This is a genomic window from Acidobacteriota bacterium (genome assembly GCA_028875575.1).
In the GTDB taxonomy this organism is placed as follows: Bacteria; Acidobacteriota; Terriglobia; order Versatilivoradales; family Versatilivoraceae; genus Versatilivorator.
Genome location: JAPPDF010000101.1, coordinates 76,185 through 102,128, shown reverse-complemented (window position 1 = coordinate 102,128; position 25,944 = coordinate 76,185). Strand labels below are relative to the sequence as shown.

At 58.9% G+C, this 25,944-nt stretch carries 21 protein-coding genes; 12 read left to right on the top strand and 9 right to left on the bottom strand.

Annotation, left to right across the window (positions count from 1 at the left end; genetic code table 11):
• Positions 1 to 175: 175 nt before the first annotated feature.
• The 7 genes from OXI69_17905 (at position 176) to OXI69_17875 (ending at position 9,087) form a co-directional block, all read left to right on the top strand.
• The gene (locus OXI69_17905) at positions 176 to 1,351 is read left to right on the top strand and encodes an aspartate aminotransferase family protein (protein ID MDE2668020.1); all 1,176 of its coding nucleotides are present in this window, start codon (positions 176 to 178) and stop codon (positions 1,349 to 1,351) included.
• A gap of 552 nt (positions 1,352 to 1,903) precedes the next feature.
• Positions 1,904 to 2,953, top strand: coding sequence for a [LysW]-lysine hydrolase (locus OXI69_17900; protein MDE2668019.1), 1,050 nt, complete (start codon positions 1,904 to 1,906; stop codon positions 2,951 to 2,953).
• Positions 2,954 to 2,992: 39 nt separating this feature from the next.
• Complete coding sequence (larE, locus tag OXI69_17895) at positions 2,993 to 3,865, top strand: ATP-dependent sacrificial sulfur transferase LarE (protein ID MDE2668018.1); 873 nt, start codon at positions 2,993 to 2,995, stop codon at positions 3,863 to 3,865.
• Between the two features lie 51 nt (positions 3,866 to 3,916).
• A complete protein-coding gene (gene purD / locus OXI69_17890; GenBank protein MDE2668017.1) occupies positions 3,917 to 5,191 on the top strand; it encodes a phosphoribosylamine--glycine ligase in 1,275 nt (424 codons plus the stop codon).
• An 85-nt stretch (positions 5,192 to 5,276) separates the two neighbouring features.
• Positions 5,277 to 5,780, top strand: coding sequence for a 5-(carboxyamino)imidazole ribonucleotide mutase (purE, locus tag OXI69_17885; GenBank protein MDE2668016.1), 504 nt, complete (start codon positions 5,277 to 5,279; stop codon positions 5,778 to 5,780).
• Between the two features lie 196 nt (positions 5,781 to 5,976).
• The gene (gene glnA / locus OXI69_17880) at positions 5,977 to 7,392 is read left to right on the top strand and encodes a type I glutamate--ammonia ligase (GenBank protein ID MDE2668015.1); all 1,416 of its coding nucleotides are present in this window, start codon (positions 5,977 to 5,979) and stop codon (positions 7,390 to 7,392) included.
• Between the two features lie 306 nt (positions 7,393 to 7,698).
• The gene (locus tag OXI69_17875; GenBank protein ID MDE2668014.1) at positions 7,699 to 9,087 is read left to right on the top strand and encodes an N-acetylmuramoyl-L-alanine amidase; all 1,389 of its coding nucleotides are present in this window, start codon (positions 7,699 to 7,701) and stop codon (positions 9,085 to 9,087) included.
• 269 nt (positions 9,088 to 9,356) lie between these two features.
• On the opposite strand, the gene OXI69_17870 is transcribed toward OXI69_17875, so the two are convergent.
• The gene (locus OXI69_17870) at positions 9,357 to 10,121 is read right to left on the bottom strand and encodes a glycosyltransferase family 2 protein (GenBank protein MDE2668013.1); all 765 of its coding nucleotides are present in this window, start codon (positions 10,119 to 10,121) and stop codon (positions 9,357 to 9,359) included.
• A gap of 422 nt (positions 10,122 to 10,543) precedes the next feature.
• Here OXI69_17870 and galE point away from each other — a divergent pair, with 422 nt between their 5' ends.
• The 3 genes from galE to OXI69_17855 are packed head-to-tail and all read left to right on the top strand — an operon-like array spanning position 10,544 to position 16,089.
• Positions 10,544 to 11,527, top strand: coding sequence for a UDP-glucose 4-epimerase GalE (gene galE / locus OXI69_17865; GenBank protein ID MDE2668012.1), 984 nt, complete (start codon positions 10,544 to 10,546; stop codon positions 11,525 to 11,527).
• 37 nt (positions 11,528 to 11,564) lie between these two features.
• A complete protein-coding gene (locus OXI69_17860) occupies positions 11,565 to 14,714 on the top strand; it encodes a hypothetical protein (protein ID MDE2668011.1) in 3,150 nt (1,049 codons plus the stop codon).
• Positions 14,715 to 14,766: 52 nt separating this feature from the next.
• Entirely contained in the window at positions 14,767 to 16,089 is a 1,323-nt protein-coding gene (locus OXI69_17855) for a methyltransferase domain-containing protein (protein ID MDE2668010.1), read from the top strand.
• Positions 16,090 to 16,093: 4 nt separating this feature from the next.
• On the opposite strand, the gene OXI69_17850 is transcribed toward OXI69_17855, so the two are convergent.
• The 3 genes from OXI69_17850 to OXI69_17840 all read right to left on the bottom strand — a co-directional run bounded on the left by OXI69_17850 (position 16,094) and on the right by OXI69_17840 (position 19,196).
• Complete coding sequence (locus OXI69_17850; GenBank protein MDE2668009.1) at positions 16,094 to 17,770, bottom strand: acetaldehyde dehydrogenase (acetylating); 1,677 nt, start codon at positions 17,768 to 17,770, stop codon at positions 16,094 to 16,096.
• Positions 17,771 to 17,889: 119 nt separating this feature from the next.
• The gene (locus tag OXI69_17845; GenBank protein ID MDE2668008.1) at positions 17,890 to 18,171 is read right to left on the bottom strand and encodes a BMC domain-containing protein; all 282 of its coding nucleotides are present in this window, start codon (positions 18,169 to 18,171) and stop codon (positions 17,890 to 17,892) included.
• A gap of 131 nt (positions 18,172 to 18,302) precedes the next feature.
• A complete protein-coding gene (locus OXI69_17840) occupies positions 18,303 to 19,196 on the bottom strand; it encodes a VWA domain-containing protein (protein ID MDE2668007.1) in 894 nt (297 codons plus the stop codon).
• A gap of 211 nt (positions 19,197 to 19,407) precedes the next feature.
• On the opposite strand from OXI69_17840, the gene OXI69_17835 reads away from it, so the two are divergent.
• Positions 19,408 to 20,331 carry a DUF4115 domain-containing protein gene (locus OXI69_17835; GenBank protein MDE2668006.1) on the top strand — a complete coding sequence of 308 codons (924 nt, stop codon included), beginning with the start codon at positions 19,408 to 19,410 and terminating at the stop codon, positions 20,329 to 20,331.
• 171 nt (positions 20,332 to 20,502) lie between these two features.
• Here the strand turns inward: OXI69_17835 and OXI69_17830 are convergent, their stop codons facing one another.
• From OXI69_17830 to OXI69_17810, 5 genes are all read right to left on the bottom strand, one after another.
• Positions 20,503 to 21,345, bottom strand: coding sequence for an aminotransferase class IV (locus tag OXI69_17830; protein MDE2668005.1), 843 nt, complete (start codon positions 21,343 to 21,345; stop codon positions 20,503 to 20,505).
• A 103-nt stretch (positions 21,346 to 21,448) separates the two neighbouring features.
• On the bottom strand, positions 21,449 to 22,201 hold the full coding sequence (locus OXI69_17825; GenBank protein ID MDE2668004.1) for a glucose 1-dehydrogenase: 753 nt from the start codon (positions 22,199 to 22,201) through the stop codon (positions 21,449 to 21,451).
• A gap of 98 nt (positions 22,202 to 22,299) precedes the next feature.
• Positions 22,300 to 23,619 (bottom strand): GTP-binding protein, encoded by a 1,320-nt coding sequence (locus OXI69_17820; protein MDE2668003.1) that lies wholly within the window; start codon positions 23,617 to 23,619, stop codon positions 22,300 to 22,302.
• Positions 23,620 to 24,525, bottom strand: coding sequence for a sulfate adenylyltransferase subunit CysD (gene cysD, locus OXI69_17815; GenBank protein ID MDE2668002.1), 906 nt, complete (start codon positions 24,523 to 24,525; stop codon positions 23,620 to 23,622). It lies immediately after the preceding gene.
• A 59-nt stretch (positions 24,526 to 24,584) separates the two neighbouring features.
• Positions 24,585 to 25,325 (bottom strand): phosphoadenylyl-sulfate reductase, encoded by a 741-nt coding sequence (locus OXI69_17810; GenBank protein MDE2668001.1) that lies wholly within the window; start codon positions 25,323 to 25,325, stop codon positions 24,585 to 24,587.
• 179 nt (positions 25,326 to 25,504) lie between these two features.
• On the opposite strand from OXI69_17810, the gene OXI69_17805 reads away from it, so the two are divergent.
• Positions 25,505 to 25,942, top strand: a complete 438-nt coding sequence (locus OXI69_17805) for an Rrf2 family transcriptional regulator (protein MDE2668000.1) — start codon at positions 25,505 to 25,507, stop codon at positions 25,940 to 25,942.
• Positions 25,943 to 25,944 lie beyond the last annotated feature (2 nt).

The window sequence follows — 25,944 nt, the reverse complement described above, 5'->3', positions numbered from 1 at the left end:
TCTTCGGTCGCGAGCACGCGCTGAAGGGAAAATTCCTGCGCCATGATCATGCCCGCTGGTGAGAAATGCGCCCTAGTCCGCATTTCTTAACGGTTTGCTGTCAGCTCGCTCCCGTCTCCTCTTCGGGGCCAGTCCGCTATAATTGGACCCTTTGTTCTGTGGGAGGTGAAACATCGTGACCTATTCCGGCACCGATTCCATCAAGAATCTGGAAGAACAACTGGGGGCGGGCACCTACTACAAGCGCAACCTGGAATTGGTTCGGGGACAGGGAGCCCACCTGTGGGATGCGGAGGGCAGGGAGTTCATCGATTGCGTGGGAGGCCAGGGGGCGGCCAATCTGGGCCACGCCAATCCCCATGTGAACCAGGCCATTCGGGACCAGGCCGAGAAACTGCTGGTGTGCAGCGAGCTCTTTTTTCACCAGGAGAGGGCCCGGCTCCTGGAAAATCTGGAACGGCTCACTCCGAGCAGCATCCAGCGGTTTTTCTTGTGCAACTCCGGCTCGGAGGCGGTAGAGGTGGCCTTGAAGTTTGCGCGGTTGGCGACTGGACGCCACGAGATCGTGGCTGCCATGCGCGGGTTTCACGGCAAGACCTTCGGGGCTCTGAGCGCCACCTGGAGCAAGGACTATCGACTTCCCTTCGAGCCCCTGGTTCCGGGATTCACCCACGTTCCCTTCAACCATCGGCAACGGGCCTGCGACGCCATCAGCCAACGTACGGCGGCGTTCCTGGTGGAGGTCGTCCAGGGAGAAGGGGGCGTCCGGCCCGGCACCCTGGATTTCCTGCTGGATGTGCAGGACCGCTGTACCGAAGTCGGTGCCATGTTTATTGTGGACGAAGTGCAGACGGGATTCGGCCGAACCGGCCGCATGTTCGCCTCGGAGCACTTCGATCTGTTCCCCGATCTGTTTTGCATGGCCAAGTCCATGGGTGGAGGGCTTCCTATCGGGGCCACCGGATTGAGTCAGGAGGTGGCCTCCCGGCTCTTCAAGCTGGCCCACAGCTCCACCTTTGGAGGGAATCCACTGGCGTGCGCTGCCGCCAACGCGGCCATTGGGTATTTGGAGAATTTCGAGCTGCCCCAGCGGGCACAAAAGCTGGGAACGCAGTTCATGCAGCAACTGAGGTCCATCGGTTCCTCTCGAATTCGGGACGTGAGAGGCCTGGGTTTGATGGTCGGAGTCGAGCTCAAGGAAAAGAGCGGTCCCTACATCCTCAAGCTCATGGAACGAGGAGTGCTGGCGCTGGCGGCCGGCCCGACGGTCATTCGCTTCCTGCCTCCCCTGGTCATCGAAGAGTCGGACCTGGATCGAGTCGTCGAGTTGACCGCTGAGGTTCTGCAGTAGTCGCTGGTAGGCCGTAACGGCTGCATGTCCATGGGCGTGCCCGCGGCCTGTCTGGAACAAGACTATCGAACATCGATGTACAGGACGCACAGGATTAACAGGATGAGAACATCCTGCACGAGAAGCCGGCTCAGGCGATGATCCGGTCCGGGATTGCGGATGCCCGGAATTCAGGACACCAGACTCTGAAGACCAAATCCTGTATATCCTGATCCTGTATATCCTGTGCATCGATGTTAATAATCTAACTAGTGGCAGTGCGCGCCGTTGAGGCAGATCCGTCTCGCTTAGTGTCCCTTCGTCGTCCTTCTTGTGTCTTCGTGGATAACTCTTTTTTCGCGCTCTTTGCAAAATTCCCGGCGGGGCAGGTCATCTTGCCGGAAAACCAGAGGTTCCGCCTTTTTCTATATCGGGTGCGACCTGGTTAAAAAGGCTGTCTAACCACAAAAGGCACAATTTGTGTTTTTGTGCCTATTGTGGCCATTCCCGGTAAACGTCCCGCTGCCTAATTTAGCAAAAGGTTCTTTGTTTCAGGTTTCTTCGAGGCTGGAAATGGCCGATTCCGAACTGCAGTTGTTGCGGCAGATGTTGAGCATTCCCAGCCCCTCCGGTCAGGAAGCCCGCCTGGCGCGCTTTTTGGTCGACACCATGGCGTCCATGGGCTTTCGCTCCTACCTGGATGGGGTGAGCAACGCCATTGGAATCGCCGGGCAGGGGCCAAGGACCATCGTGTTGCTGGGACATATCGACACGGTGGCGGGAGACCTTCCCGTCAGGATCGAAGGCGGCCGGCTCTACGGAAGGGGCTCGGTGGACGCCAAGGGCCCCATGGCCTGCTTCATTGCCTCAACCCGGCGCCTGATGCAGGAGCTCAACGGGCAGGGGAAGAGAATCGTGATTGTCGGCGCCGTCGAGGAAGAGGCGGCAACCTCTCGGGGAGCGCGGCAAGCCCTTTCGGACCTCGATCCACCCGATTATTGCGTCATCGGTGAACCGAGCGGCTGGAACGCGGTGACCCTGGGATACAAGGGCCGACTGCTGGTGGACTATCGGTTGCAGGTTCCGCTCAGTCATACGGCCGGCCAGGAGCGATCGGCCTGTGAGCAGGCGGTTGACTACTGGTCCGAGGTTGGACGCTGGTGTGACCGGTTCAACGCGGGGCAGTCGCTTTTCGGCCGTCTGCAGGCATCTCTGCGCTCCTTCAACTCCAGCAGCGACGGTATCCATGAAACCGTCGATCTGCGACTGGGATTCCGCATCCCCTTGGGATTCGCCCTGCAATCCCTGGAAGATTACCTGTCGCGGACGGCCAAGCCGGCCCAAGTCTCATTTTCGGGACGCGAGGCTGCGGTGAGGCGGGACAAGTCGAACCCTCTGGTCAGGTCGTTCCTCAGATCGATCCGCGATCTGGAGGGTCGGCCGAAGTTCAAGCTCAAGACGGGGACCGCCGACATGAACGTGGTGGCGCCGTTCTGGAAGTGTCCCATGGTGGCCTATGGACCCGGAGATTCCAGCCTCGACCATACGCCCCAGGAACACGTCGAGATTGCCGAGTACAGACGGTCAATCGACGTGCTAGAATCCGTTTTACGACTTCTGTAGCCGCATCGCAGAGTACCATCCCTTCCGCGAAGGTAGCCGGTGACCGAGCCCAATCCGGGAACAGCCGTGGTCTTGACCAGCCCCGAGGTGACCGCCAAGGAGCGGCGTCTCGGCGAGATTCTGAGGGGACTGGAGTCGGTGGTGGTGGGCTTTAGCGGAGGGGTGGACAGTGCCTACCTGGCCTTCATGGCCAACCGGGTTCTGGGCGACAAGGCGCTCTGCGTCACAGCCATCAGCCCTTCCTATCCCGCTTTTCAAAGGAAAGAAACGGCCGAATTCGCCACTCGCTTTCGTCTCCGCCACCTGGAGATTCTGACGGACGAAGTGAAGGATTCCCGATACCGGGAGAACTCGCCGGATCGCTGTTATTTCTGCAAGAGCGAGCTGTTTTCCAAGCTGCAGGCGCTGGCCCGCCAGAGAGGCTTCCGGGCGGTGGCCGACGGTACCAATCGGGACGACCGAAGCGATTTTCGGCCGGGGCGGCGCGCTGCCCGGGAATATGTGGTTTGCAGTCCGCTCTCGGAGGCCGAAATGAACAAGGTCGAGATCCGGGAGCTGTCCAGGCGGGCCGGCCTGCCTACCTGGAACAAACCCGCCTTGCCTTGTCTCTCCTCCCGATTTCCCTACGGCACTTCCATTACCCCGGAAAAGCTGTCGATGGTGGAGCGCGGCGAGGAGATCCTGCGGCACTTCGGATTCAGGGTTTTTCGGGTGCGGTATCACGAAGCCCTGGTCCGACTGGAGATTTCCCCGGAGGAATTGCCCAGGGCGCTGGATATGGAGATGGCTGCCCTGTTGACCAAGGAATTCAAGGCCTTGGGCTTCAAGTTCATCACTCTCGACCTTGAGGGTTACCGCTCGGGCGCACTCAACGAGGTTTTGCCCCTGCATCCGTCACAACGACCGTCCTGACCGGGAATCGATCGGGTCGGCTCCACTCGGTGACGGCAAAGCAGCAAAGCAATGAAAGTTCTCGTCATTGGATCGGGTGGGCGCGAGCACGCGCTCGCCTGGAAGATCGGTCGTTCATCCCTTGTCGACAAAGTCTTCTGTGCCCCTGGAAACGGTGGGACGGCTTCCATCGCCGAGAACGTGCCCCTGGCGGCGGACGACCTTCCGGGGTTGATGCAATTCGCCCTCGATCGTTCCATCGACCTTACTGTTGTCGGACCGGAACTGCCCCTGGTGCTGGGCATCGTGGATCGTTTCCAGGCCCGCGGGCTCTCTATCGTCGGACCCACCGCCGCCGCCGCCCGCCTTGAGGGAAGCAAGATTTTTGCCAAGGATTTCATGAAGCGACACCAGGTTCCGACGGCGGCCTGCATGGTCTGCAATTCCCTTGAGGAAGCCATGGGGTCTATCGGCCGGGGCGATCTCGGCTTTCCGCTGGTCGTCAAGGCTGACGGGCTGGCGGCAGGGAAGGGAGTCGTCATTGCCCAGGACCGGCAGCAGGCGGAATCGGCGGTGGAGCAGATGATGCGCCGGCGCGTCTTCGGTGAGGCCGGCGACAGAGTCGTACTGGAGGAGTGCCTGACGGGCCGGGAGGCCTCCTTTCTGGTTTTCTCCGATGGGGAGCATTTCCTGCCCATGGTGCCTTCCCAGGATCACAAGAGGGTTTTCGACCAGGATCGAGGTCCGAACACCGGTGGCATGGGAGCCTACTCGACCGATGAAATTCTGTCTTCAGAGGAGCAGAGGGAGGTCCTTCAAGCCATTGTCGGCCCGACCATCCGGGGAATGGCGGTCGAGGGAAGTCCCTTCCGGGGCGTACTCTATGTCGGCCTTATGCTGACGCCAGACGGCATCAAGGTTTTGGAATACAATGTCCGCTTGGGTGATCCCGAGGCCCAACCGGTGCTGTTTCGCCTGGAGAACGATCTGGTGGAGGTGCTGCGGGCCATTCACGGAGAGACCCTGGATTCGGTGCGGTTGCGCTGGGATTCCGACTGTAGTGTCTGCGTGGTGATGGCCTCCGGCGGTTACCCCGGGAAATATCCAACCGGAATGCCGATTCAAGGGGTTGGGGATGCCGAGGCGGTGGGGCAGGTCAAGGTGTTCCACGCCGGCACGCGGTTGCAGGACGGGCAGCCGGTGACCGCTGGTGGACGGGTTCTGGGAATTACGGCCAAGGACGTGGATCTCCAAGCGGCTGTTGCCCGGGTGTACCGTGCCCTCGAAAGGGTGCGGTTCGAGCCGATGCATTTTCGGACCGATATCGGGCGCCAGGGGCTGAACTAGAGGAGTGCCCCCGGTAGCTTTTAGCCAGGCCCGAATCGTTTGTTTTTGAGAAATTCATTCTGGATCAACCTTGGAGGGTGAAATTATGAAACCGGTCGTCGGTATTATCATGGGTAGTGACTCCGACCTGAACATCATGGGAGAAGCTGCCAAGCAGCTCAAGGCATTCGACATTCCGTTCGAGATCGATATCTGCTCCGCTCATCGTTCTCCGGCCCGGGCCTCGGAGTACGCCCGAACCGCGGCGGACAGGGGTCTGAAGTGCATTATCGCCGGTGCGGGAGGGGCAGCCCACCTGGCGGGAGTCACTGCCGCCGAAACCGTTCTTCCGGTGATCGGTGTCCCGGTTGACAGCAGCCCGCTGTCCGGTTTCGATTCCCTGCTGGCCACGGTACAGATGCCGGGAGGCGTGCCGGTCGGCACCATGGGCGTGGGCAAGTCCGGCGCAGTCAATGCCGCTATCTTCGCCGCACAGATCCTGGCCACTTCCGATGCGGCGCTGGCCGACCGCCTGGCCGGATACAAGAGGTCTTTGGCCGACAAGATTCGGACCAAGTCCGCACATGTCAAGGCGACCTTCTCAGTCTGATTACGGGAACGTTTTGTCTCTTGACAACCAGGCTCATTCTGCTTAAGATTCCACTCCGTTCGGGCTCATGCAAGGCTGCATGCAGGTTCATTGGGGCCTACGCAACGTCGCGTAGTCTTCTGCCGCAACACCACCGCACTCCCCCAGCCGAAAACTCAACTAACGAAGTTCCATCCTTTTACGCCAAGGAGTAAACATGAACCCTAGAGAGCTCTTGCAGTTCGTCAGCGACGAAGGCATCAAGATGGTTGACCTGCGCTTTGTGGACTTGCCCGGCTTGTGGCAGCACTTTTCAATCTCTGCCAATGAGGTGGAAGAGGAGATGTTCGAAGAGGGCGTGGGATTTGACGGTTCGAGCATCCGCGGCTTCCAGGAGATCCAGGAGAGCGACATGATCCTCATCCCGGACGCCTCCACCGCCTTCAAGGATCCCTTCACCGCGGTCCCGACCCTCAATATCATCTGCAATGTCAAGGATCCGGTGACGCTCCAGTCCTATACCAGGGACCCGCGCCACATCGCACAAAAAGCTGAAAATTACCTGAAATCGACCGGGATCGGCGACACCGCCTACTTCGGTCCCGAGCCGGAGTTTTTCGTTCTGGACGATATTCGCTTCGATCAGTCCTATAACTACGGCTACTACTACGTGGATTCCAAGGAAGGATTCTGGAATTCCGGAAAAGAAGAGAATCCCAACCTGGGCTACAAGCCCCGCTACAAGGAGGGTTACTTCCCCGTTCCTCCCATGGACAGTCTCCAGGACATCCGTAGCGAAATGGTTCTGTTGCTGGAAGAAATCGGGGTCCAGGTGGAGGTTCACCACCATGAGGTGGGAACCGCAGGGCAGTGCGAGATCGACATGCGCTTCGACACTCTGACCAGCATGGCCGACAAGTTCCTGAAGTACAAGTACATCATCAAGAACGTCGGACGCCGGCATGGAAAGACCGTCACCCTGATGCCCAAGCCGATCTTTCAGGACAACGGGTCGGGAATGCACATCCACACGAGTATCTGGAAGGCCGGGAAGAATGTCTTCTACGAGCCCGGCGGTTACGCGGACCTGAGCAAGACGGCCATTTACTACATCGGCGGAATTCTCAAGCACACGCCCGCCCTGCTGGGTTTCTGCGCGCCTACCACCAATTCCTACCGTCGCCTGGTTCCGGGATATGAGGCTCCCATCAACCTCATTTATTCCCAGCGCAACCGTAGCGCCGCGGTCAGAATCCCCGCCTATTCCCGAAGTGAGAAAGCCAAGCGGGTGGAGACCCGATTCCCGGATCCCTCCTGCAACGGGTACCTGGCGTTCGCGGCCCTGTTGATGGCAGGCCTGGACGGAGTGCAGAACAAGATCACTCCCCCCGATCCCATCGACAAGGATCTCTACGATCTGGCTCCGGCCGATGCCGCCAATGTGAAGTCGACTCCCGGCAACCTCGAGGACGTGCTCAATGCGCTGGAAGACGACCATGACTTCCTTCTCAAGGGAGACGTCTTCACCAAGGATGTGATCGAAACCTGGATCGACTACAAGCGATCCCGGGAGGTCGACCCCATGCGGTTGCGACCGCATCCCCACGAGTTTGCCTTGTACTTCGACATCTGATTCTCGTCGAAGAGCGGCTTGCCCCGGTTCCTCCGCAGGGCAAGCCGCACCCCCTTCAGCTGCGAAGCACCGGTCGCGTTGCATTCGAATAGCGAAGAGAATGGCTATCGCCGGAGGGGAAGAGCCACCACCTGCCGCTACACCCTATTTCCGCTCACCCGGTGGCTGAAGCCGGACGGTCGCTTCCGGGTCACCTCGAATTCGCTTGCCTTCCAGATAGATTGGGTAGAACATAACCACAAGTTGTAGGGGGGGGGACGGATTCGCCCCACTCCTGGTAGAGGTCGAACTCGAGATCCTGCTTCCATGAGTCGAGTGTTCATTGTTGCGCTGACGACGGCGCTGCTTGCGTTTTCCCCCACCGACCTGGCGGCGCTCAAGATCATCGACTATCAGAAGAAGCTGAATCCCCGCTTTGCCAAGCGCTCGCGCAAGAGCACCCGCTTCATCATCATTCACTCCACCGAAGGCAGTCTGCCCAGTTCCTTGAGAACCCTTTCCCGCGGCAAGGTCCGGCGCCGGCGATATATCAGCCGGGGTGGACACGCCCACTACCTCGTCGCCAAGAACGGTACGGTCTACAGGATCCTCGATCCCAAGTACCGGGCGAACCACGCCGGCGTCAGCATGTGGAACGGGCTGGACCGGCTCAGCGACCATTCGCTGGGCATCGAGCTGGAGGGGTACCACAATGTGCCTTTTGCGGATCGGCAGTACCGGTCTCTGAAGGAATTGCTGCGAATCCTGCAAAAGCGGTTTCGGGTGAAGGATCGGGATGTCCTGGAACACTACCGAATCGCTTATTCCAGACCGAACCGGTTCCACAAGAAGAGGCTTAGGGGCAGGAAAAAAGATCCGGGTATCGACAACTTTGACCGCAGGCGGGCCGGCTTGACCGATGCGTACCGTCGAGACCCGGACGTGGTCGCCGGAAGAATCGGGGCCAATCCTGATGGCGTCCAACTGGCTCGGAAATCCCGGCCGAAAGCGCCGGCCCGCAACGATGACAAACGGGAGGCCAACGGAGGCCTGGCGGCAGCGGCCCGGAATCCCAAGAAAAGGATGGGAAACGATGGCTTGGCGACAACGGCCCGAAACAGCAAAAAACGGCAGGACAACGGTAGCTTGATATCGCCAGCGGCGGATCCCTCAAGGAAAAACACCATCACCGCCCGCCGGACGGCGTGGAAGATTGCCGGCCGTCAGTACAAGGCCGCTACCACGCTCTATCGCTTCCCGGACGGTCGCTCGTTGCGCGGTCATGAAATCCAGGACTGGTCCGACATTCCCTCCGGTACCGTGGTCGATTTGGGAGTGGAAGAAGACAAGGTGGTCAGCCTGGATCGGGCGGAAGTGCTGCTTCCGGTTGTCAGCGAGGAAATGTCTCCCTGGAACATTGCCAACGTCCTCCACAATTCCTCATTCACCTACTACCTTTATCCCAGTGGCAAGATCATGGCTGGTCATCGGATCGATAGATTCGCGGATGTGCCTCCGGAAACGAGAGTCCTGATCGCCTACCGCCGGGTTCCCGCGCCACGCACCAGTGACCCCTTGGGAGAAGACCTGGACGATGTCTTCTTGAGCCATCAGACCCTGTATCTACTACCGGGCGGCGTGCTGCAGTCCGGAGAGCAGATAGAGAACTTTGCAAAGCTTCCCCGCGGAGCCATCGTTTTTACCAAGGTGGAGTAGGCTCTGTAGGCGGTTCACGGGTTAAGCCCGCATTTCTCACCAGGCCGCTGGAGGCATTACAAGAAGTAGATTATCTTCAGCACCTTGATTGGCTCAATGTCAAGGGCTTGCGCATCACAGACGGCGCTGGGCATGCCCTGGCTTGTCCTTTTCCCTTCAGCGCGCACAGGCTCCCTTGACCGTAGAAACCGCTACGCTCTTGGGTCGCGAGCACGCGCTGAAGGGAAAATTCCTACGCCATGATCATGCCCCCTGGTGAGAAATGCGGGCTAAGGGCTTGTATTTCGGTCGATTCGGCTCGAAGCAGCGAACCTGATAATAGCCAGCAGGGCCTTGAGGCCATCCTTCCAATTGATTTTTTTCCCCTCCTGGTAGCTCCTGCCCGAATACGCAATGGGGACTTCCAGCAGGCGGGCTCCTCGTTTGGCCAACTTGATGGTGAGCTCGGGTTCGATGCGGAAATCGTTGCTCTCCAGCCGGATGCTCTTGAGCAGGTCGGTGCGAACCATCTTGTAACAGGTTTCCATGTCGGAGAGGTTCAAACGGCTGACCAGGTTGCAGAGCGCCGTGAGGAACCCGTTGACCATCCGATGAGGAGAAAGGCTCCTTGGCTGCGGCGCTGCCCGGTGGAATCTCGAACCGAAGACGGCATCCACATCACCCTCCAGGAATAGCGGAATCATGCCAAGAAGCTCTTGAGGATGGTATTCGAGGTCGGCATCCTGGCAGACGGTGAGGTCGGTGTCCGCAAGGGTCAACCCTGTTCTCAGGGCTTTGCCCTTGCCGTAATTTCTTGGATGGCGGACAAACTGCCAGACAAATTTTGCTCCCCAAGCCTCCCTTTCCAGGGATCGCCGGAACTGCTGGAGAACAGTCGGGGTTTTATCGCGGGAACCGTCGTCCACCACGATCACCCGGATCGAAGTCAACAGCGGGCTGTTTCCCAGGACACGCAAACGGGAGAGGCTGGCGTGAACCAGAGATTGTTCATTGTAAATGGGGACGATGACCGAGAGTGTGGTGGTCGGTGTCATGGCGCGGGGCGCATTTTAGAACGTCGCCGGAATCAAGGCAACGCGTACGGGCACGAGCCCGCATTTCTCACCAGGGGGCATGATCGTGGCGCAGGACTTTTCCCTTCAGCGTGTGCTCGCGACCGAAGAGCGTAGCGGCCACTACGGTCGAGGGAGCCTGTGCGCGCTGAAGGGAAAGGACAAGCCAGGGCATGCCCAGCGCCGTCTGCTACCTGCAAGCCCTTACCATGGAGCCAATCAAGGGGCCGAAAGAAAAACTACCTTTCGTCATGCTACCAGCGACCTGGTGAGAAATGCGGGCTTAGCCCCTCAATTGCGGCATCCGGCGTTTTCTGATTGAATTATTCGGACTCGGGCCATCGGGAGCGGCAGCTACGAAGCGGGGCCGGTGATCCGGTCCGAGTGGGAAGGAAAGCGTGGTCCTGGGGCGAACCATTCTGGTTACGGGCGGAGCCGGCTATGTCGGCAGTCATGTCTGCAAGTCGCTGGCGGCAGAAGGATTCCATCCGGTAGTGGTGGACTGCCTCTCCCGTGGAAATGAATCGGCCGTGAAGTGGGGACCTCTCGAAAGGGTCGATCTGACGGACGGGGCTCGACTGAAAGCGGTAATCGAGCACCATCGACCCGGCGGGGTCATGCACCTGGCAGACCTGTGTGACGTCGGCGAGTCGGTGATGCATCCGGCCAGGTACTACCACAACAACCTGGTGGGAAGCCTGAATCTTCTGAAGGGAATGCTGGATCAGGGGATACGATCCATCATCTTTTCCAGCAGTTGCGCCATTTATGGAGTGCCCGGGGCACTTCCTATCCCGGAAACCGAGGCCAAGGTTCCGATCACGCCCTATGGGGTAAGCAAGCTGGTGGTGGAGCACATGCTGCGGGATTTCAGCATGGCCTATGGGATTGGCTACGTCTGTCTGAGGTACTTTAATGCTGCCGGGGCCGACCCGGACGGCGAGATCGGCGAATGCCATCGACCCGAAACTCACGTGATTCCCCTGGCCATTGAATCGGCTCTTGGCGAGAGAAGCCACCTTGAGATTTTCGGGACGGACTACGAAACGCCTGACGGTACGGCGGTTCGGGACTTTGTCCACGTTTCGGACCTGGCTGCGGCCCATGTCTTGGCCCTGCGCCATTTATTGGAGGGTGGCCGCAGTGCGGCGCTAAACTTGGGGACGGGTCAGGGACACTCGGTGAAGCAAATCGTTGCGGCCGTTGAACGGCTTTCGGGCAGGGCGGTGCCCGTCAAAGAGGGCTCGCGGCGGACCGGAGACGCTTCGACCTTGGTGGCCGATGCCTCCCGGGCCTTCAATGTTCTGGGCTGGACCCCGAAATACACCACCCTGGAAGACATCGTTGCGACCGCGCTGAACTGGCACCGTAAACCCCTTTTCGGCTGACCGATACCGGACAGTCTAGAGCGGTATCAGGAACCTCATGGACTTCGTGCCCGATTGGAAAGACTACTCGATTCTGCTTCAATTCGTCTGTCTGTTCGGGGGCAGCGGTTGGGTGACCTACAGGCTTGCAACTGGGGGGCTCCAGGGACCTTCCTTATCGGGCGCATCCTCCAGCACCCGCGTCGACCTGTTCAAGAGTGTGATCAGTCCCGCGTTGCTCAGCACTGTCTGCGGATTGATCGTGACCTCCTGTTTCCTCATGCTGAGCGCGCAACTGGGCGTGGCTCGAATTCGCTACCTGTTTGTGCTGCTGGCGGTCTACAGCCTGGTTTGCCTTGCCTGGCTGTTGAAATCGGGGACCCTGCAATGGCGTCTTCCGGCCTGGAGACGGCTGCGAGCCCGGTGGAGCGACTTGTGGCTGGCGGGAATCCTGTTGCTGGGTCTGTTCACCTTCGGAAGGACCGCCGAATATGTCGCCAGCCAACGAGATCCCGGGGAGCATGCCAACATTGCAGTACGTTTGGCCCAGGAGCAGAGCCTGCGCTTCAGCGATCCCGACTTCCGAAATTTCGATGAGGACCGGCAGAGGCTGTTCCTGCCGGCCCTTCTTGAAAATGCGCTTTACCTGGAAGCCGTGCCCGGTTTTTCACTGCTGGATGCGGAGAGCGGGGAAATGTTGCCGCAGTATCTGCACCTGTTTCCGCTTTGGCTGTCCCTGGCATTCAAACTCTGGAGGTTCGACGGGCTGTTCGGTTTCAATGTCCTGCTGGGTTTGCTGAGCCTCCTGCTGGTGGTTTCTTTGTCCATTGAGATTTTTCGGTCCAAGACCGTCGGGTTGGTGGCTTCGAGTCTGCTTTGCCTGAACCTGGGCCAGATATGGTTGGTGCGAAGTCCCTTCAGCGAGACCCTGGCCCAGGTCCTGTTGCTGGCCGGAGTCTGGATGCTGACCCTGTCCGTGTCCCGCCGCCAACGTGGTTTGGGCTTCCTGTCGGGATTGGTGTTCGGATTGAGCCTGATGGTGCGAATCGACTCCGTGCTGGCAATCCTGGCGGTGTCGGTGTTCCTGATCCTGGTCCGGTCGGGACTGGCCGGAAGGGTCGGCATAGCGGTTTGGCCTGTCGCGGCGGGTTTGACCGTCGGTGTGGGATATGCCCTGACCCACATCGCCCTTTTTGCCTATCCCTACGTGCTGTCCATTCTGCAACACCAGGGTGCGCTCTCCTTTCTTGACCGCCAATGGCGTTGGCTGTTGGCGCTGGCATTGGTGGCGACGGCCTTGGTGGCGTCTTCGAAGCGGCTGATGCGGTTGATGAGAGCCTGGCAGGAGCACCGTTTTTCGAAACAAAAGACGCCACAAGATCGTGTGACGCGACGCAAGATTGTATTTGTGAGCCTCTCGGCCTTGGTGATTGTTGCCTCCGTTTATGGTTATTTTCTCCGCCCCATGATGGGCACGGAGGGCAATCTGCTGCCGCTGGCACCACCCCACCAGGGAGCCATTCCCTATTACGATGAATTGAATCTGGTTCGACTGGGCTGGTATCTGACTCCCCTGGGCCTTGGCTTGGCCTGTATTGGCATCATCCTGACGTTGCGGCAGGTCGTGTTGAAGGGACAGGTTCGCCCCTTGCCCTTCTTGCTGTTGCTGGCTGCCTTTTTGCTGGTGTACGGTTACAAGTCTCGCGCATTTCCCGACAACTACTGGGTCATCCGCCGCTACGCCGAGGTTGCGATTCCGGCAATGCTCATCCTGGCGGCCCTGGTACTCCAGCGCTTTACTCGGCTAGCTTCCGGATACCCATGGGCATCGGCTCAATCCACCGTGCGCCGATTCTTGCCGCGAGTTTGCGGATCGGCATTATTGATCGCCATGATTGTCTCCCAGACGGTAGCGGCCTGGCCTTTTTTGGGCCAGGGAGAGCTTGGCGGAACCTGGGCGCAAATGGCGTTGCTGGCCAGCCGGACGACGGATGCGGATGTGATCCTGTTCGAGCGCGGGCGAGCTCAGCAATTTTTTCTCGGTCCCCTGAGAAACATATTTGGACAGCACGTTCTTCCTCTGGCCCACAACAAGCCGAATCCTGAAGCATTTGAGAGGGTGGTTGGAGAATATCTGTCGGCAAACAAGAAAGTCTTTCTCATCTCCTGCGACGAATGGACCTCCTTGGACAGTTCCAAGTACCTTTTCGAACCCACGGAGCGTTTTCATTTCACCACCCGACTGGTGGAAAGAACCTATAAACGCCTACCTGAGACCATGCAAAGTGTGCACTATAGTCTTCAACTCTACGAGGTCAAACATCGTCCGCAAGTAGACTCGAAGCCATACGAGGCATTCAACCGGCACTCCAGCTTCGGATATGCGTCAAATGGATTTTATCAACCGGAAATTGAATCCGGCGGCAATATATTCCGGTGGAGCCGGGGGGATGCGTCGGTGGAGATGCCGGAAATCGATACGACTTACCCGGCAATTCTGATCGCACGGCTCGCTCGCCCTCACACGGGGGCGGCAATTGAGTCTCCCGTAAGAGTCGTCTTTAATGGTCACGATCTGGGGTCTTTGCAGTTGTCCCCGGAATTCGACGACTACAGGCTTCCGATTGCCCAATCGCAGTTAGCCAAAGGTGAGAGAAATCTTGTTGAGATTCGATCGCAGACTTTTAATCCATCGACCCTGCAGTATGGTACTGATACACGTGACCTGGGGTTCATGCTGGAATGCATCAAGCTCCAATCACTCGTTCCGATGGGTGGAACCCCAGCCTATCAGGTGGAATTCGGTGCCGAGTGCGAGGGAATAGAAAGGAATGATTTTTTTCCAGCGGAAGCGGACGGGTATTCCTGGACCGGCCTTGCTCCGAGCTTGGTTTGGCCGGTTCCCCTGAATCCTGGCGATGACTATCAACTCGTGATTCGGACAGTCAAGTCGAGTCCGGATCCAAAATTTCGACAATTTCTAACGGTGTGGGTCAACGAGGTGAGATTGGACACAAGGGAGTTGATCGGCGTAGGAGAGCAGTTCCGGGAGTACGCATTCCCCATATCACCTGGATCCATTGACAAGGGTCCTACCACCATTCGTTTTCAGGTTCGCCCTATTTGGAATCCCAGTCTGGCGGGTGCATCGGCGGATTACCGAAATTTGGGGAGTGCCGTTCAATGGATCAGGATTGAAAAGCTGTAACCCGCCTGACAAACCAGTCGACTACAACTCTGTAGGGACTGTTGGAGTGGTGATGGAGTTCACAGGCGAAAGAATCGTCCCCGGAAGCGTCAATGCCGACCTGTTGAACGAGCACCTCTGCCGCTACGGGTTTGCTCAGCTCCTGGTGGAGGAAAAGGTAGTCCTGGACATTGGCTCCGGTGTGGGCTACGGAGCGAAAATCCTGGCTGAAGAGGCAAGCAGGGTCGTTGCGGTCGATCTGTCGGAAGAAGCAGTTCGCTATGCCAGTAGTGAATACGCGGCGGGGAATATCGAGATGATGGTCGGTGACGCACAGGACCTGCCCCTGGCCAATGACAGCGTGGATGTAGTCGTCAGTTTTGAGCTGGTCGAGCATCTGCAAAGCCAACAAGCTCATTTGCTCGAGATAAGCCGAGTACTCAAACCGGAGGGATTGACGGTTATTTCGACACCGAATCGAGTTTTCTACAGCCAGGAGAGCAACCAGGCCAATCCGTTCCACACCCGCGAGTTTGACTTCCAGGAGTTCTACGCTTTCTTGACATCCGTTTTCAGTTCGGTGGAAGTCTATTTCCAGAATCATATTGCCGGCCTGATTATTGGGAATCCGAGCCTATACCAGAGGGTAACCACCTGCCTTGAAGAAGATGTCGGCGATCTGGAAGCAACCTCCAACTATTTTGTGGCTATTTGCACCCGCAGTCGGGAATATCAACCTGCGCTGGGAAACTTCTGCCTGCTGCCGGGAACCGGCAACCTGTTGCGAGAGCACCAACAGAATATCCAGCGCTTGGAAAAGGAGGTCTCCAAGCTCGACAGCGCTCTGAAGCGGCTTCAGGAAGAGTACGAGGAACGCTCAGGATGGGCACTGCAATTGAACAGACTGGTCAAGTCGAAGGACCAGGCTCTGTTGCGCCTGCGGGAGGAATTTGAGGAGCGCAGCCGTTGGGCAGAGGCTCTGTCCCAACAAGTGGAAGATCGCACCCGTTGGGCGGAGGCTCTGTCCCGCCAATTTGAAGATCGCACCCGTTGGGCGGAGGAGTTGTCCCAACAAGTGGAAGAGAGAGACAAGGCAATAGTGAGACTTCAGTCCGAATTCGGGGATCGCACCCGTTGGGCGCAGGAGTTGTCCCAACAAGTGGAAGAGAGAGACAAGGCAATAGTGAAACTTCAGTCCGAATTCGGGGATCGCAGCCGTTGGGCGGAGGAGCTGTCCCAACAAGTGGAAGAGAAAGACAAGGCAATAGCGAAACTTCAGGCTGAATTCGAGGATCGCACCCAGTGGGCTCTGCAGCAGGACGCCAAGCTGCAGGCGATCCGGCAGTCAAAGCTCTACAAGTTGGCCAGGTTGCTGGGATTGAAGGTAAGGGCCTGAAGAGTCAGGCAAGGTAGACCAGGACGGCTTTCTGGTTTCCAAGATCGCGTGCGGCCGGGGTGATGATCGACTTTCCATCCACGTGAATCTTGCGGTCTTCCTTCACCGCCTGCCGAATATCCTCCTCACAAACGAAGCTGACCGGCTCCGGTGGATCCGGGGGTGTCTCGGGGGGCGTCGGCCGGGCTGGCGGTGGTGCCGGTTGGGGCGGTCGTTGGAATTGGAGCCGGCGGTCCGCCATCAGGCGATCCACCAGGGCCGAGACCTCTCCTCGATTGGCGGGGATTGCTTGCTGTCGCGGAGCGGTTGCGGCCTGGGACGAGTCCTCCCCGAGGTCCTGAGTTCGGCTGTAGGCGACCCGTTTGATGTTGATCAGGTGAAATGGGGAAATATTGTCGGAAGTGATGTTTCCGCCAAGGGTTCCGCATCCCAGTGTCATGCTCGGAAAGAGTCGGGTGGTGTAGCCCACGGCTCCCAGGGCAGCCTGGGTATTGACGACGATTCGAAAGACGGGCTTCTGCAGGCCGAACTGCCGAATGATCTCGTCGTTCTTGGAGTGGATCGCCAGGGTGTGCCCCAACCCTCCGTAGTTGAGCAGCTCGATGCATCGATCGCAGGCCGCCTCCCAGTCTTTCTCCACGTAAAACGCCAGAATCGGAGAGAGCTTTTCCATGGACAGGGGATAGTCCCGACCGACGCCGGAGAGCGGGGCGACCAGGACCCGGGTACCTTCCGGGATCCGAACCCCGGCCAGTGCTGCAATCGTTGCTGCCGGCTTGCCGACGATCTTGGGGTTCACCGTTCGCCTGGGAGTGACGACCACCTGGCCCAGCGCCTGGATTTCCTGTTCGTTCAGGAAATGCCCCCCGTTGTGCTTGATCTCTTCGATCACACGATCCTTGATGGCGGCATCGGTGATGATGGCCTGCTCCGAGGAACAAAGCGTGCCGTTGTCAAAGCACTTGCCGGTAAAAATGTCCTGAATGGCCTGAGGGATGTCAGCCGAGGATTCCACGTAGGCGGGAACGTTGCCCGGACCCACCCCGAAGGCGGGCTTTCCCACACTGTAGGCGGCTTTGACAAGACCATGCCCTCCGGTAGCCAGGATCAGGGCGGTGTTGCGATGGCTCATCAGCTCTCGGGTTCCTTCGATGGTGGATTGGGACAGACACCCAATCGATCCCTCGGGTGCTCCGGCAGCGACAGCGGCCTCCGACAGGAGTCTGCTGGTCTCCTGGATGCAACCCGCCGCCGAGGGGTGGGGGCTGAAAACGATGGTGTTGCGGCCCTTCAGCGCGATCAGGGCCTTGTTGATGGTGGTGGAAGTCGGATTGGTGGAGGGAATTATGGCGGCAATCACCCCCACCGGCGAGGCGATCTCGAGGATCCCCTTTTTCCTGTCCTCCCTGATGATGCCGACCGTCCTGAGGTCTTTGATGGCTTCGTGGACAAACTCGGAGCCGAACTTGTTCTTGAGGATCTTGTCGGCGACGTTGCCGAAGCCGGTTTCCTCCACGGCCATGCGGGCAAGCTTCTCCGCGGCTCCCAGTGCAGCCTCGGCCATTTGTCGGACCACCGAATCGACCTGGTCCTGGGAGAATCGAGAGAGGCGTTCCTGGGCCTGAAATGCCTTGTCAAGCAGTGACCGGGCCTGCTGAATGGACTCGAGATCTCTATCCATGGCCTGTGGGAGGTCCGGAGAAAATCAGGGAGGTTGGTCGGGGGAGTATCCGCCGGGGCGACGTCGGCGCTCGAGGCTACAGGGCCGCCATCATGCGCCTGTCACGCCGAGTGAACGGCTTAGCGAGTTTCGCCGGGGATGTTTTTTTCAGCTTCGGCGTGGGGGCTGGGAATGACGTGGACAGCTACCAGTTCGCCGACTCGCCGCGCCGCGGATGCGCCCGCATCGGTGGCGGCCTTGACGGCCCCGACGTCCCCTCGCACGCATACCGTCACGAAGCCGGCTCCAATGTACTCTTTTCCCACCAGAGTGACGTTGGCTGCCTTCACCATGGCGTCCGCCGCCTCGACGGCGCCAACAAACCCCTTGGTTTCAATCATTCCTAGCGCTTCGCCCGGCACAACCTCAGCTCCTGTGTCAGATTGGTGAGGGTGAAACTATCATTTAAGGGGTGTCGGGTCAACCGACGGCAATCGCGGAAGCCGCATGGCGAGAGGATAGTAACCGAGCGGATGCAGTTTCCACTCCACTTTTAGGGCAGGTATCCTTCCTTGGCTCTTACCCGGAAGTCCTTGTGCCGAGGAACACGCACCGAGATCTTGCGCCACCCACCGTTGCTGCCGCCGAACTCGGCCGGAGGGTAGTAACCGAGCAGATAGAGGTGCTGAAGATCCTGAACGATCTCGGTGAAGACCCGGCCGATTTCTTCGGGGCGTCTGATCCTGACTGCGACGCCTCCTGTCGCATTCGAAATCTCCGTCAGACGATCGATCAGGAGCTGGCTTTGCAGCGCCCGTCCCTGAAAAACGGTATAGATGGGAATCCCGACTCGCTTGATGGTCCTGACCGAGTCCTCCATCGAGAGGACGCTGCTGGTATCCTCTCCGTCGGTGAAGAGCAGGATGGCCTTCTTGCCGGTCACTCGGGCCAGATGCGGGGCCAGTTGGGCCAGAGAATCGAAGAGAGCGGTGCTCCCGGAGGCCCGCATGCGGAACAGGGCTCGAAGTGCCGCGCGCCTGTCCTTGGTAAACGGCACCAGGACCTGGAGCCGATTGTTGAAAGCGAAAAGGCCGAAACGATCCTGGGGCTTGATCTCCGTCAACAGATCGGCCACCGCATTCTTGACGTGCGGCAGCGGCTTCAGCATGCTTCCGGTGGTGTCCACCAGCAACGCGATCGTCAGAGCCGAGGTTTGGGACTCAAAGGCCTGGATTGACTGGATTTGACCGTCCTCTTCGATTTCGAAGTCAGCCGGCGCCAGTCCCGGAACGTATCGGCCTCTCTGGTCGAAGACAGCCGTATAGACCTCCACCATGCGGACGTCTATCCGGAGCGTCCTGACCTTGGGTATTTCGTCTGCAGAGGCCGTGAGGCACAGCCCACAGAGAAGGGATGAGGTCAGCAGCAGTCTCGACAAAACGTTCATTGGTTTGCCCGGGGCTCCTGTCAATGGCTCCACGCGGTCGAAGAGACTGGGTCTCAGAGAGCCGCAGGTGACGGGTTCAAAGGCTTAATTCTACAAGACCGAGCGATTTTAAACCTGGATCCGTTGCGATTTCAAATCCTTCCTCAAATTCTTGACAGGTGTCGGGCAGGGGCGTAGTATGAATGGCCCTTTTCTCTGGGGGAGACCCATCGTGTCCTTGGGCGCCGATCTGAAACGTGAGCGGGAACTTAGAGGGGTTACCCTGGAAGAAATAGCCAGGGAAACCAAGATCCGGGCCAGTTTGCTCGGTTACATCGAAGACGACCGCTTCGATCGATTGCCCGCCGGTGTTTTTCGACGGTCCTTTGTTCGGAGCTATGCCCGCTACCTGGGTATCGATGAGGACAAACCGGTGCGGGAATACCTTTTGGTGGAAGACCGGCTCAAATCCGCGGGCTACAGGTCCCGAGCCGCTCAGAAACCCCGGCCATCCTTGGGCGCGAAGTTGAAGACCCGGGCTGCAGGCGCAAAATCCGGCGCCATCTTTCCCTCCCTGGTGGCACTACTTGGGGCCCTCACGATCTTTTACTTCGTCGAAGTAGGCGCCCGGACAGACCAGGATTCGTTGAGCGTCCCCAAGAACGCCGGTGCAGCGCAGCATTCGCAGGATCAAGCCTCGGCGCCCGCACAGGCTTCCGGGAACAACGGGCAGCCTGCCGGTGTGAGTGGATCGGGTGATCAGGCCGGCTTGAGTGTCTTGGGAGAACTGGCTCCCAAACTGTCCCCTGAAACGCCATCGGAAGCCAAGCCCGTGTCGGTGACGGAGCCGAGGCTACGCATCAAGGGCCGAGAGCAGGCCTGGATAAGGGTCAGCGTTGGGGAAAGCACGTTGTTCAGCGGCATCTTGCGCTCTGACGAGACCAGGAGCTTTTCTCTCCAGCGGCCCCTGAACGTGAAGCTTGGAAATCCCCTGGGAACTCAACTCTGGGTGAACGATCAGGTTTTCGCCCAGCTCGGTGAGCCAGGGAAAACCAAGACCATCGTGGTTTCGGCAGAAAACTACCAGAGCTTTCTGGCCGCGCGCGACCCGGTCGTCCCATCCTCCAACCCATCGCAGGTAAGCACCCTCAACTAGTCCGCATTTCTCACCAGGGCACGCCCAGCGCCGTGTGTAACCGCAAGGCCTCACATTCGGACCAATAAGTTTCCAAAAATAAACGGAATTTCAGTATGAATCCAGCGACCTGGTGAGAAATGCGGGCTAGCGTCCCGTTCGAGCAGGAGAGGTCCATTCGAACTCCTGTTGTCAGTCTTTCCCCCGTTCAATGCGCTGCCGGTAGACCCTCTGAATTTCTCGGGTCCATGGCCCGACCTCGCCTGTCCCGACAGCTTGACCGTCCAGGTGGGTAATCCCGGTGATCTCGTCTGAAGTGCCGGCCAGAAAGGCTTCGCCGGCCGCCCGGAACTCGGCCAGAGAAAGGGACCGCTCCCGAAAGAAGAGCTTCAGCTCGGACGCAATCTCCTCTACATATTCGCGAGTGATGCTTGGCAATATGGCAGAAGTCTGAGGGGGAGCGACGATGGTTCGATCGAGAACTGCCAGGGCGGCCGAGGAGCTTCCTTCGGTGACATTTCCCTTGGTGTCCACCAGCAGCGCTTCATAGGCACCCAGCTTTCGGGCCTGCTGCTTGGCCAGCACATTGGGCAGCAGGTTGAGAGACTTTATGTCGCACCGGCGCCAGCGCAGGTCCGGAACCGACTGAACCTTGACGCCTGCCACGATCCCCCTGTCGGCAAACGGGCGCACGCTCATGAAAAAAGAAGGGCTCAAGGACTCGCTCCAGGAATGGTTTCTGGGGCTGGATCCACGGGTCAAGTGGAAGTAGACGGTAGCGTTGGGGATTTGGCTGGCGTGGTAGGTTTCCTCGATCCAACCCCGAATCTCCTCAAGGTTGGCAGGCTGGAGGTCAATTTCCCTCAAGCTGCGCTGAAATCGTCTCCAGTGTCGGTGCACCCCCCAAAGCCGACCCTGATAGGCGCGCACGACCTCGTAAACCCCATCTCCAAACAGACAGCCCCGGTCCTCCGCCGGGATCACGGCATCCTCGAGGGCACAGATGTTACCGTTGACGTTTGCCAGTTCGCGCATCGGACTTGGCGAAGCAATTAGACCAGGGGACTCGGCGACGCACCCGAGTTACAGGGCCCACGGGCCTGATCCCGCGCAGGATCCTGCCTCGGGAGGCGCGGCTTCAGAGCATTCTGCCGCCGTCCACGACCACGATTTGCCCTGTGACAAAGCTCCAGTCGGTCGCCATGGAAAGAGTCACCTCAGCGACATCCTCAGCCGTTCCCATACGATTGAGAGCCGAGGCCTTCCTGAAGTTCTCCCGCATCTCCGGAGCTCTCGCGACTCCGTCGAGCCAGCGGGTCTCGGTGAGAGCCGGAGCCACGGCATTCACCAGGATGTCGGGGCCCAGGGCTCGAGCCAATGACTTGGTCAGACTGATGACTCCGGCCTTGGACGCGCAATAGGCAATACAGCTGCCCTGTCCGGTGATTCCGGCCACCGAGGCGATGTTGACGATGCGTCCGCCGCCTTGTGCCTGCATGAGGGGAGCCACGGCACGACAGCAGAAATAGGTGCCCTTCAGGTTTACGGCGAAGAGGCTGTCCCAGATGTCCTCGGTCAGCTGCTCCAGGTCCGCAAAGTCGATAAATCGAGTGAAGCCGGCGTTGTTGATCAGAATATCGATGGCGCCCAATTCTCCGTGGACCCGCTCCATCATCTGCCTGACCTGGGCATCGGATGAGACGTCGGTGCGAACCAGCAGGCTGCGCCCTCCCGATTCTTGAACCGCGGAAGCCGTTTCGGAAGCCTCCGCTTCGGACTTGGAATAGTTGATGGCAACGGCTGCGCCCTCCCGGGCAAACAGCAGAGAAATGGCTCTTCCGATCCCGGTGCCGCCCCCGGTGATGAGTGCTGTCTTGCCGGCCAGTTTCATGAATGGTTTCCTCTCTTGACCGCCAGGGATGAAATTGAAGCCCCTAATATAACCTCACAGCCTGGAGATTGTTCAATTATTGTGGGGAGACACTCGTCTTAGATGGAGTAGTCGACACGTTCCGGTAGAGGGGCGGGTCTGGCAGGCTCCTCCAGCATGCCCGCTCCCACGGTGGCGTGGGTGGATTCGTCGATGAGCACGAAACCACCCAGGCTCCGGTTGCGGTGATAGCGGTCGTATAGCAGGGGAGTGGCCGTCTTCAGGGCGATTCGTCCGATCTCGTTGAGTTTCAGCACGTGAGCCGAGTCCTCTTCCAGGCGGTTGATGTCCAGCCGATAGTGCAAGTGGTGAACCATGGCCTTGGTGCTGTGGGTGGTGTGTTTCAGCAGGTACTTCTTGCCGAGCTGCAGGGGAGTCTCGTCCATCCAGCAACACATGGCTTCCAGGTCCTTGCCGACGTGGGGAAGATTGTCGGAGGCCACGATAAGGTCCCCTCGACTGACGTCGATGGTGTCTTCAAGCAGGATGCAGGCCGACATGGGGGCGTGGGCAACCTCCAGCGATCGGCTCATGAGTTGAATGTCCTGGACCCGGGATTGTCTTCCGGACGGAAGGACAGTGACCCGGTCGCCAACCCTGAAGGCCCCGCTGGCTACCTGTCCGGCAAAGGCCCTGAAATCGGTGGAGCGGCCGAATTGGGGGCGGATGACCCATTGGACGGGGAAGCGCGGATCCTGCATATTCCAGTCGCTGGCGATGTGAACGCTTTCCAGAAAGGAGAGAAGCGTCTCGCCCAGATACCAGGGCATTTTGGAGGAGCGAGCGACCACGTTGTCTCCCAGCAGTGCGCTCATGGGTATAAAGGTGACATCCCTGATTTTGAGGCGGGTCGAGAATCGGGTGAATTCCTGTCGAATGACTTCGAAAACCTCCTCGGAAAAATCGACCAGGTCCATTTTGTTGACGCACAGCACCAGGTGGGGAATTCCCAACAGGGATGCGATGGTGGCGTGCCTCCGGGTCTGCTCGATGATTCCCTTGCGAGCGTCCACCAGGATCAGCGCCAGGCTGCTGGTGGAGGCGCCGGTGACCATGTTGCGGGTGTACTGAATGTGACCCGGCGTGTCGGCAACGATGAACCGCCGGCGTGGCGTGGCGAAGTAACGGTAGGCGACGTCGATGGTGATGCCTTGCTCCCGCTCGGCCCGCAGGCCGTCGGTGAGGTTGGCCAGGTTGACCTCCGATTCGCCCCGCATCTGGCTGGCTCGCTTCAGAGCGGCCAATTGATCTTCCAGAATCAATTTGGAATCGTGGAGCAGCCGGCCGATCAAGGTGCTCTTTCCATCGTCGACGCTGCCGCAGGTGGTGAACCGCAGCAACTGAACCGTCGCCTGGGAATCGGTCGTTTGGGCATTCACCTAGAAATACCCCTCTCTCTTGCGGTCTTCCATGGAAGTTTCGGAGATTTGATCATCGGCCCGGGCACCACGTTCGGTTACCTTGAGGGAAGAGATTTCTCCGATGATCTGCTCAACCGTGGCGCAGGACGATTCAATGGCGGCCGTACAGAGGATATCCCCAACCGTCCTGAACCGAATCGACCGGGTCTCGGTCACCTCGCCACGCTTGAGCGGAAGCAGTTCGGAGGCGCTCATCCATAGACCGTCCCTCCGGAAGACCTCCCGTCGGTGGCTGAAGTAGATGCTCGGAATCTCCAGCTTCTCCCTGGCGATGTATTGCCAGACATCCAGTTCGGTCCAGTTGGACAGGGGGAATACGCGGATGTGCTGGCCCGGGTGTATCCTGGTGTTGTAAACATTCCAGAGCTCCGGTCGCTGGTTGCGCGGGTCCCACTGTCCAAATTCGTCTCGAAACGAAAAGAACCTTTCCTTGGCCCTGGATTTTTCTTCGTCACGGCGTGCTCCCCCGAAGGCAGCGTCGAACTTGAACTCCTTCAGAGCGTGCAGCAGGGTGGGGATCTGCAGCCAGTTCCGGCTCTTGTCGGTGCCGCCGGGCTCAGTCACAATGCCGGCGTCGATGGCGTCGTCCACGGTGCGGACGATCAGCCGCTCCCCAAGCTCCTTCACCCGCCGGTCACGAAACTCGATCACCTCCGGGAAATTGTGGCCGGTATCGATGTGCAGCAAGGGAAAGGGGAAGTGAGCCGGACGAAAAGCCTTTTCAGCCAGCCTCAACAGGCAGATGGAGTCCTTTCCGCCTGAAAAGAGCAGCACCGGCCGCTCAAACTCCGAGGCCACTTCACGCATGACGTAGATGGCCTCGGCTTCCAGGACGTCCAGGTGGGATAGAAAGTAGCTATCCATGGTTTCGGTTCAGCTTTCCCGATTCGGATGGCGGACGCAGGGCATCGCCAGCGCAATAATCACTGGTTGCTGGCGGGACTCGGACGGCGGTGCAGTCCGCATTCCTTGTGCTCGGGCCGCTCCCACCACCATCGTCCGGCCCGCAGGTCTTCTCCCGGCGCCACGGCTCGCGTGCAGCAGGCGCAGCCGATGCTTAGAAAGCCCTGTTCGTGCAACGGATTGTAGGGCACCTGGTTGGCCTTGACGGTCTCCCAAAGGCGGGACTCCTCCCAATTCCAGAGAGGATTGATCTTGACCAGCCCATTGCTGTCGTCCCATTCGACGGGATACACCTCACGTCGGGTCACGGACTGCTGGCGCCTGAGACCGCAGATCCAGGCGTCCATGCCCTTGAGCGCTCGCGCCAGGGGATGGATTTTTCTGATGCGGCAACAGAGCTGTCTCAACTCGACGCTCTGGTAAAAGAGGTTGATCCCATGGTCCCGGACCATCGACTCCACTTCCTCGGTTCGGGGGAAAAAGGTCTCGATTCTCAGTCGATAGCGCTCTTCGGTCCGTTCGACAAGCTGAAGGGTTTCGGGAAAGAGTCTGCCGGTGTCCAGAGTCACGATGCGAACGGGAAGGGCGTCCCGGGCCAGAAAATGGGTGATCACCTGATCTTCCAGACCCAAGGCCGTGGCGAATACCACCCTGGAACCGAATCGGCGATGGGCCCATTGCAGGATTTCGCTGGGAGAAGAGGAGCGAAGCTGCTCCTGCCACCGCACGACATCACCAGCGTTCGAAGGAGAGGCAACCATGGGTCTCACAAAAAGATGACTAAGTTAATAAAAATAGTCAATATATCGGGGGATCTCACGAAAATCAAGTGATTTCTTGATGTTAGTCTGATATTATTGTTGACGGAAGGTGTCAGAATCAAGAAAATACAGTATCTGGATTATTTTAGTCATGTTTTAGTCTCCACGGGCGATCGATCATGAAACTGTCCACAAAAGGCGAATATGGCTTGTTGGCGATCATAGATCTGGCCACGCACTCGCTTGAGGCTCCGGTACAGAGCGCCCAGATCGCCGAACGACAGAATATTCCCAAACAGTATCTGGACCAGCTTCTGCTGTTCCTGAAGAAGGCCGGGCTGGTTGAGAGCAGCCGGGGGCGTCAGGGCGGCTACCAGTTGGCCCGTTCTGCCAGCCACATCAATCTGCTGCAGGTGGTCAGGGCACTGGAGGGATCGATCGACAGCAACGATGTCTTCATGAGAGAGGGGGCGAGCCAGGATCCGACCCGGAAGATTCTCAGAGACCTGTGGTCGGAGATATTCGAGCATGCCTCTGAAGTCCTGCGCACGACCACGGTTGAAGAAGTGTGCGAAAGGCGGAAGAAGTTGGACCCGCAGATCATGTACTACATCTAGGA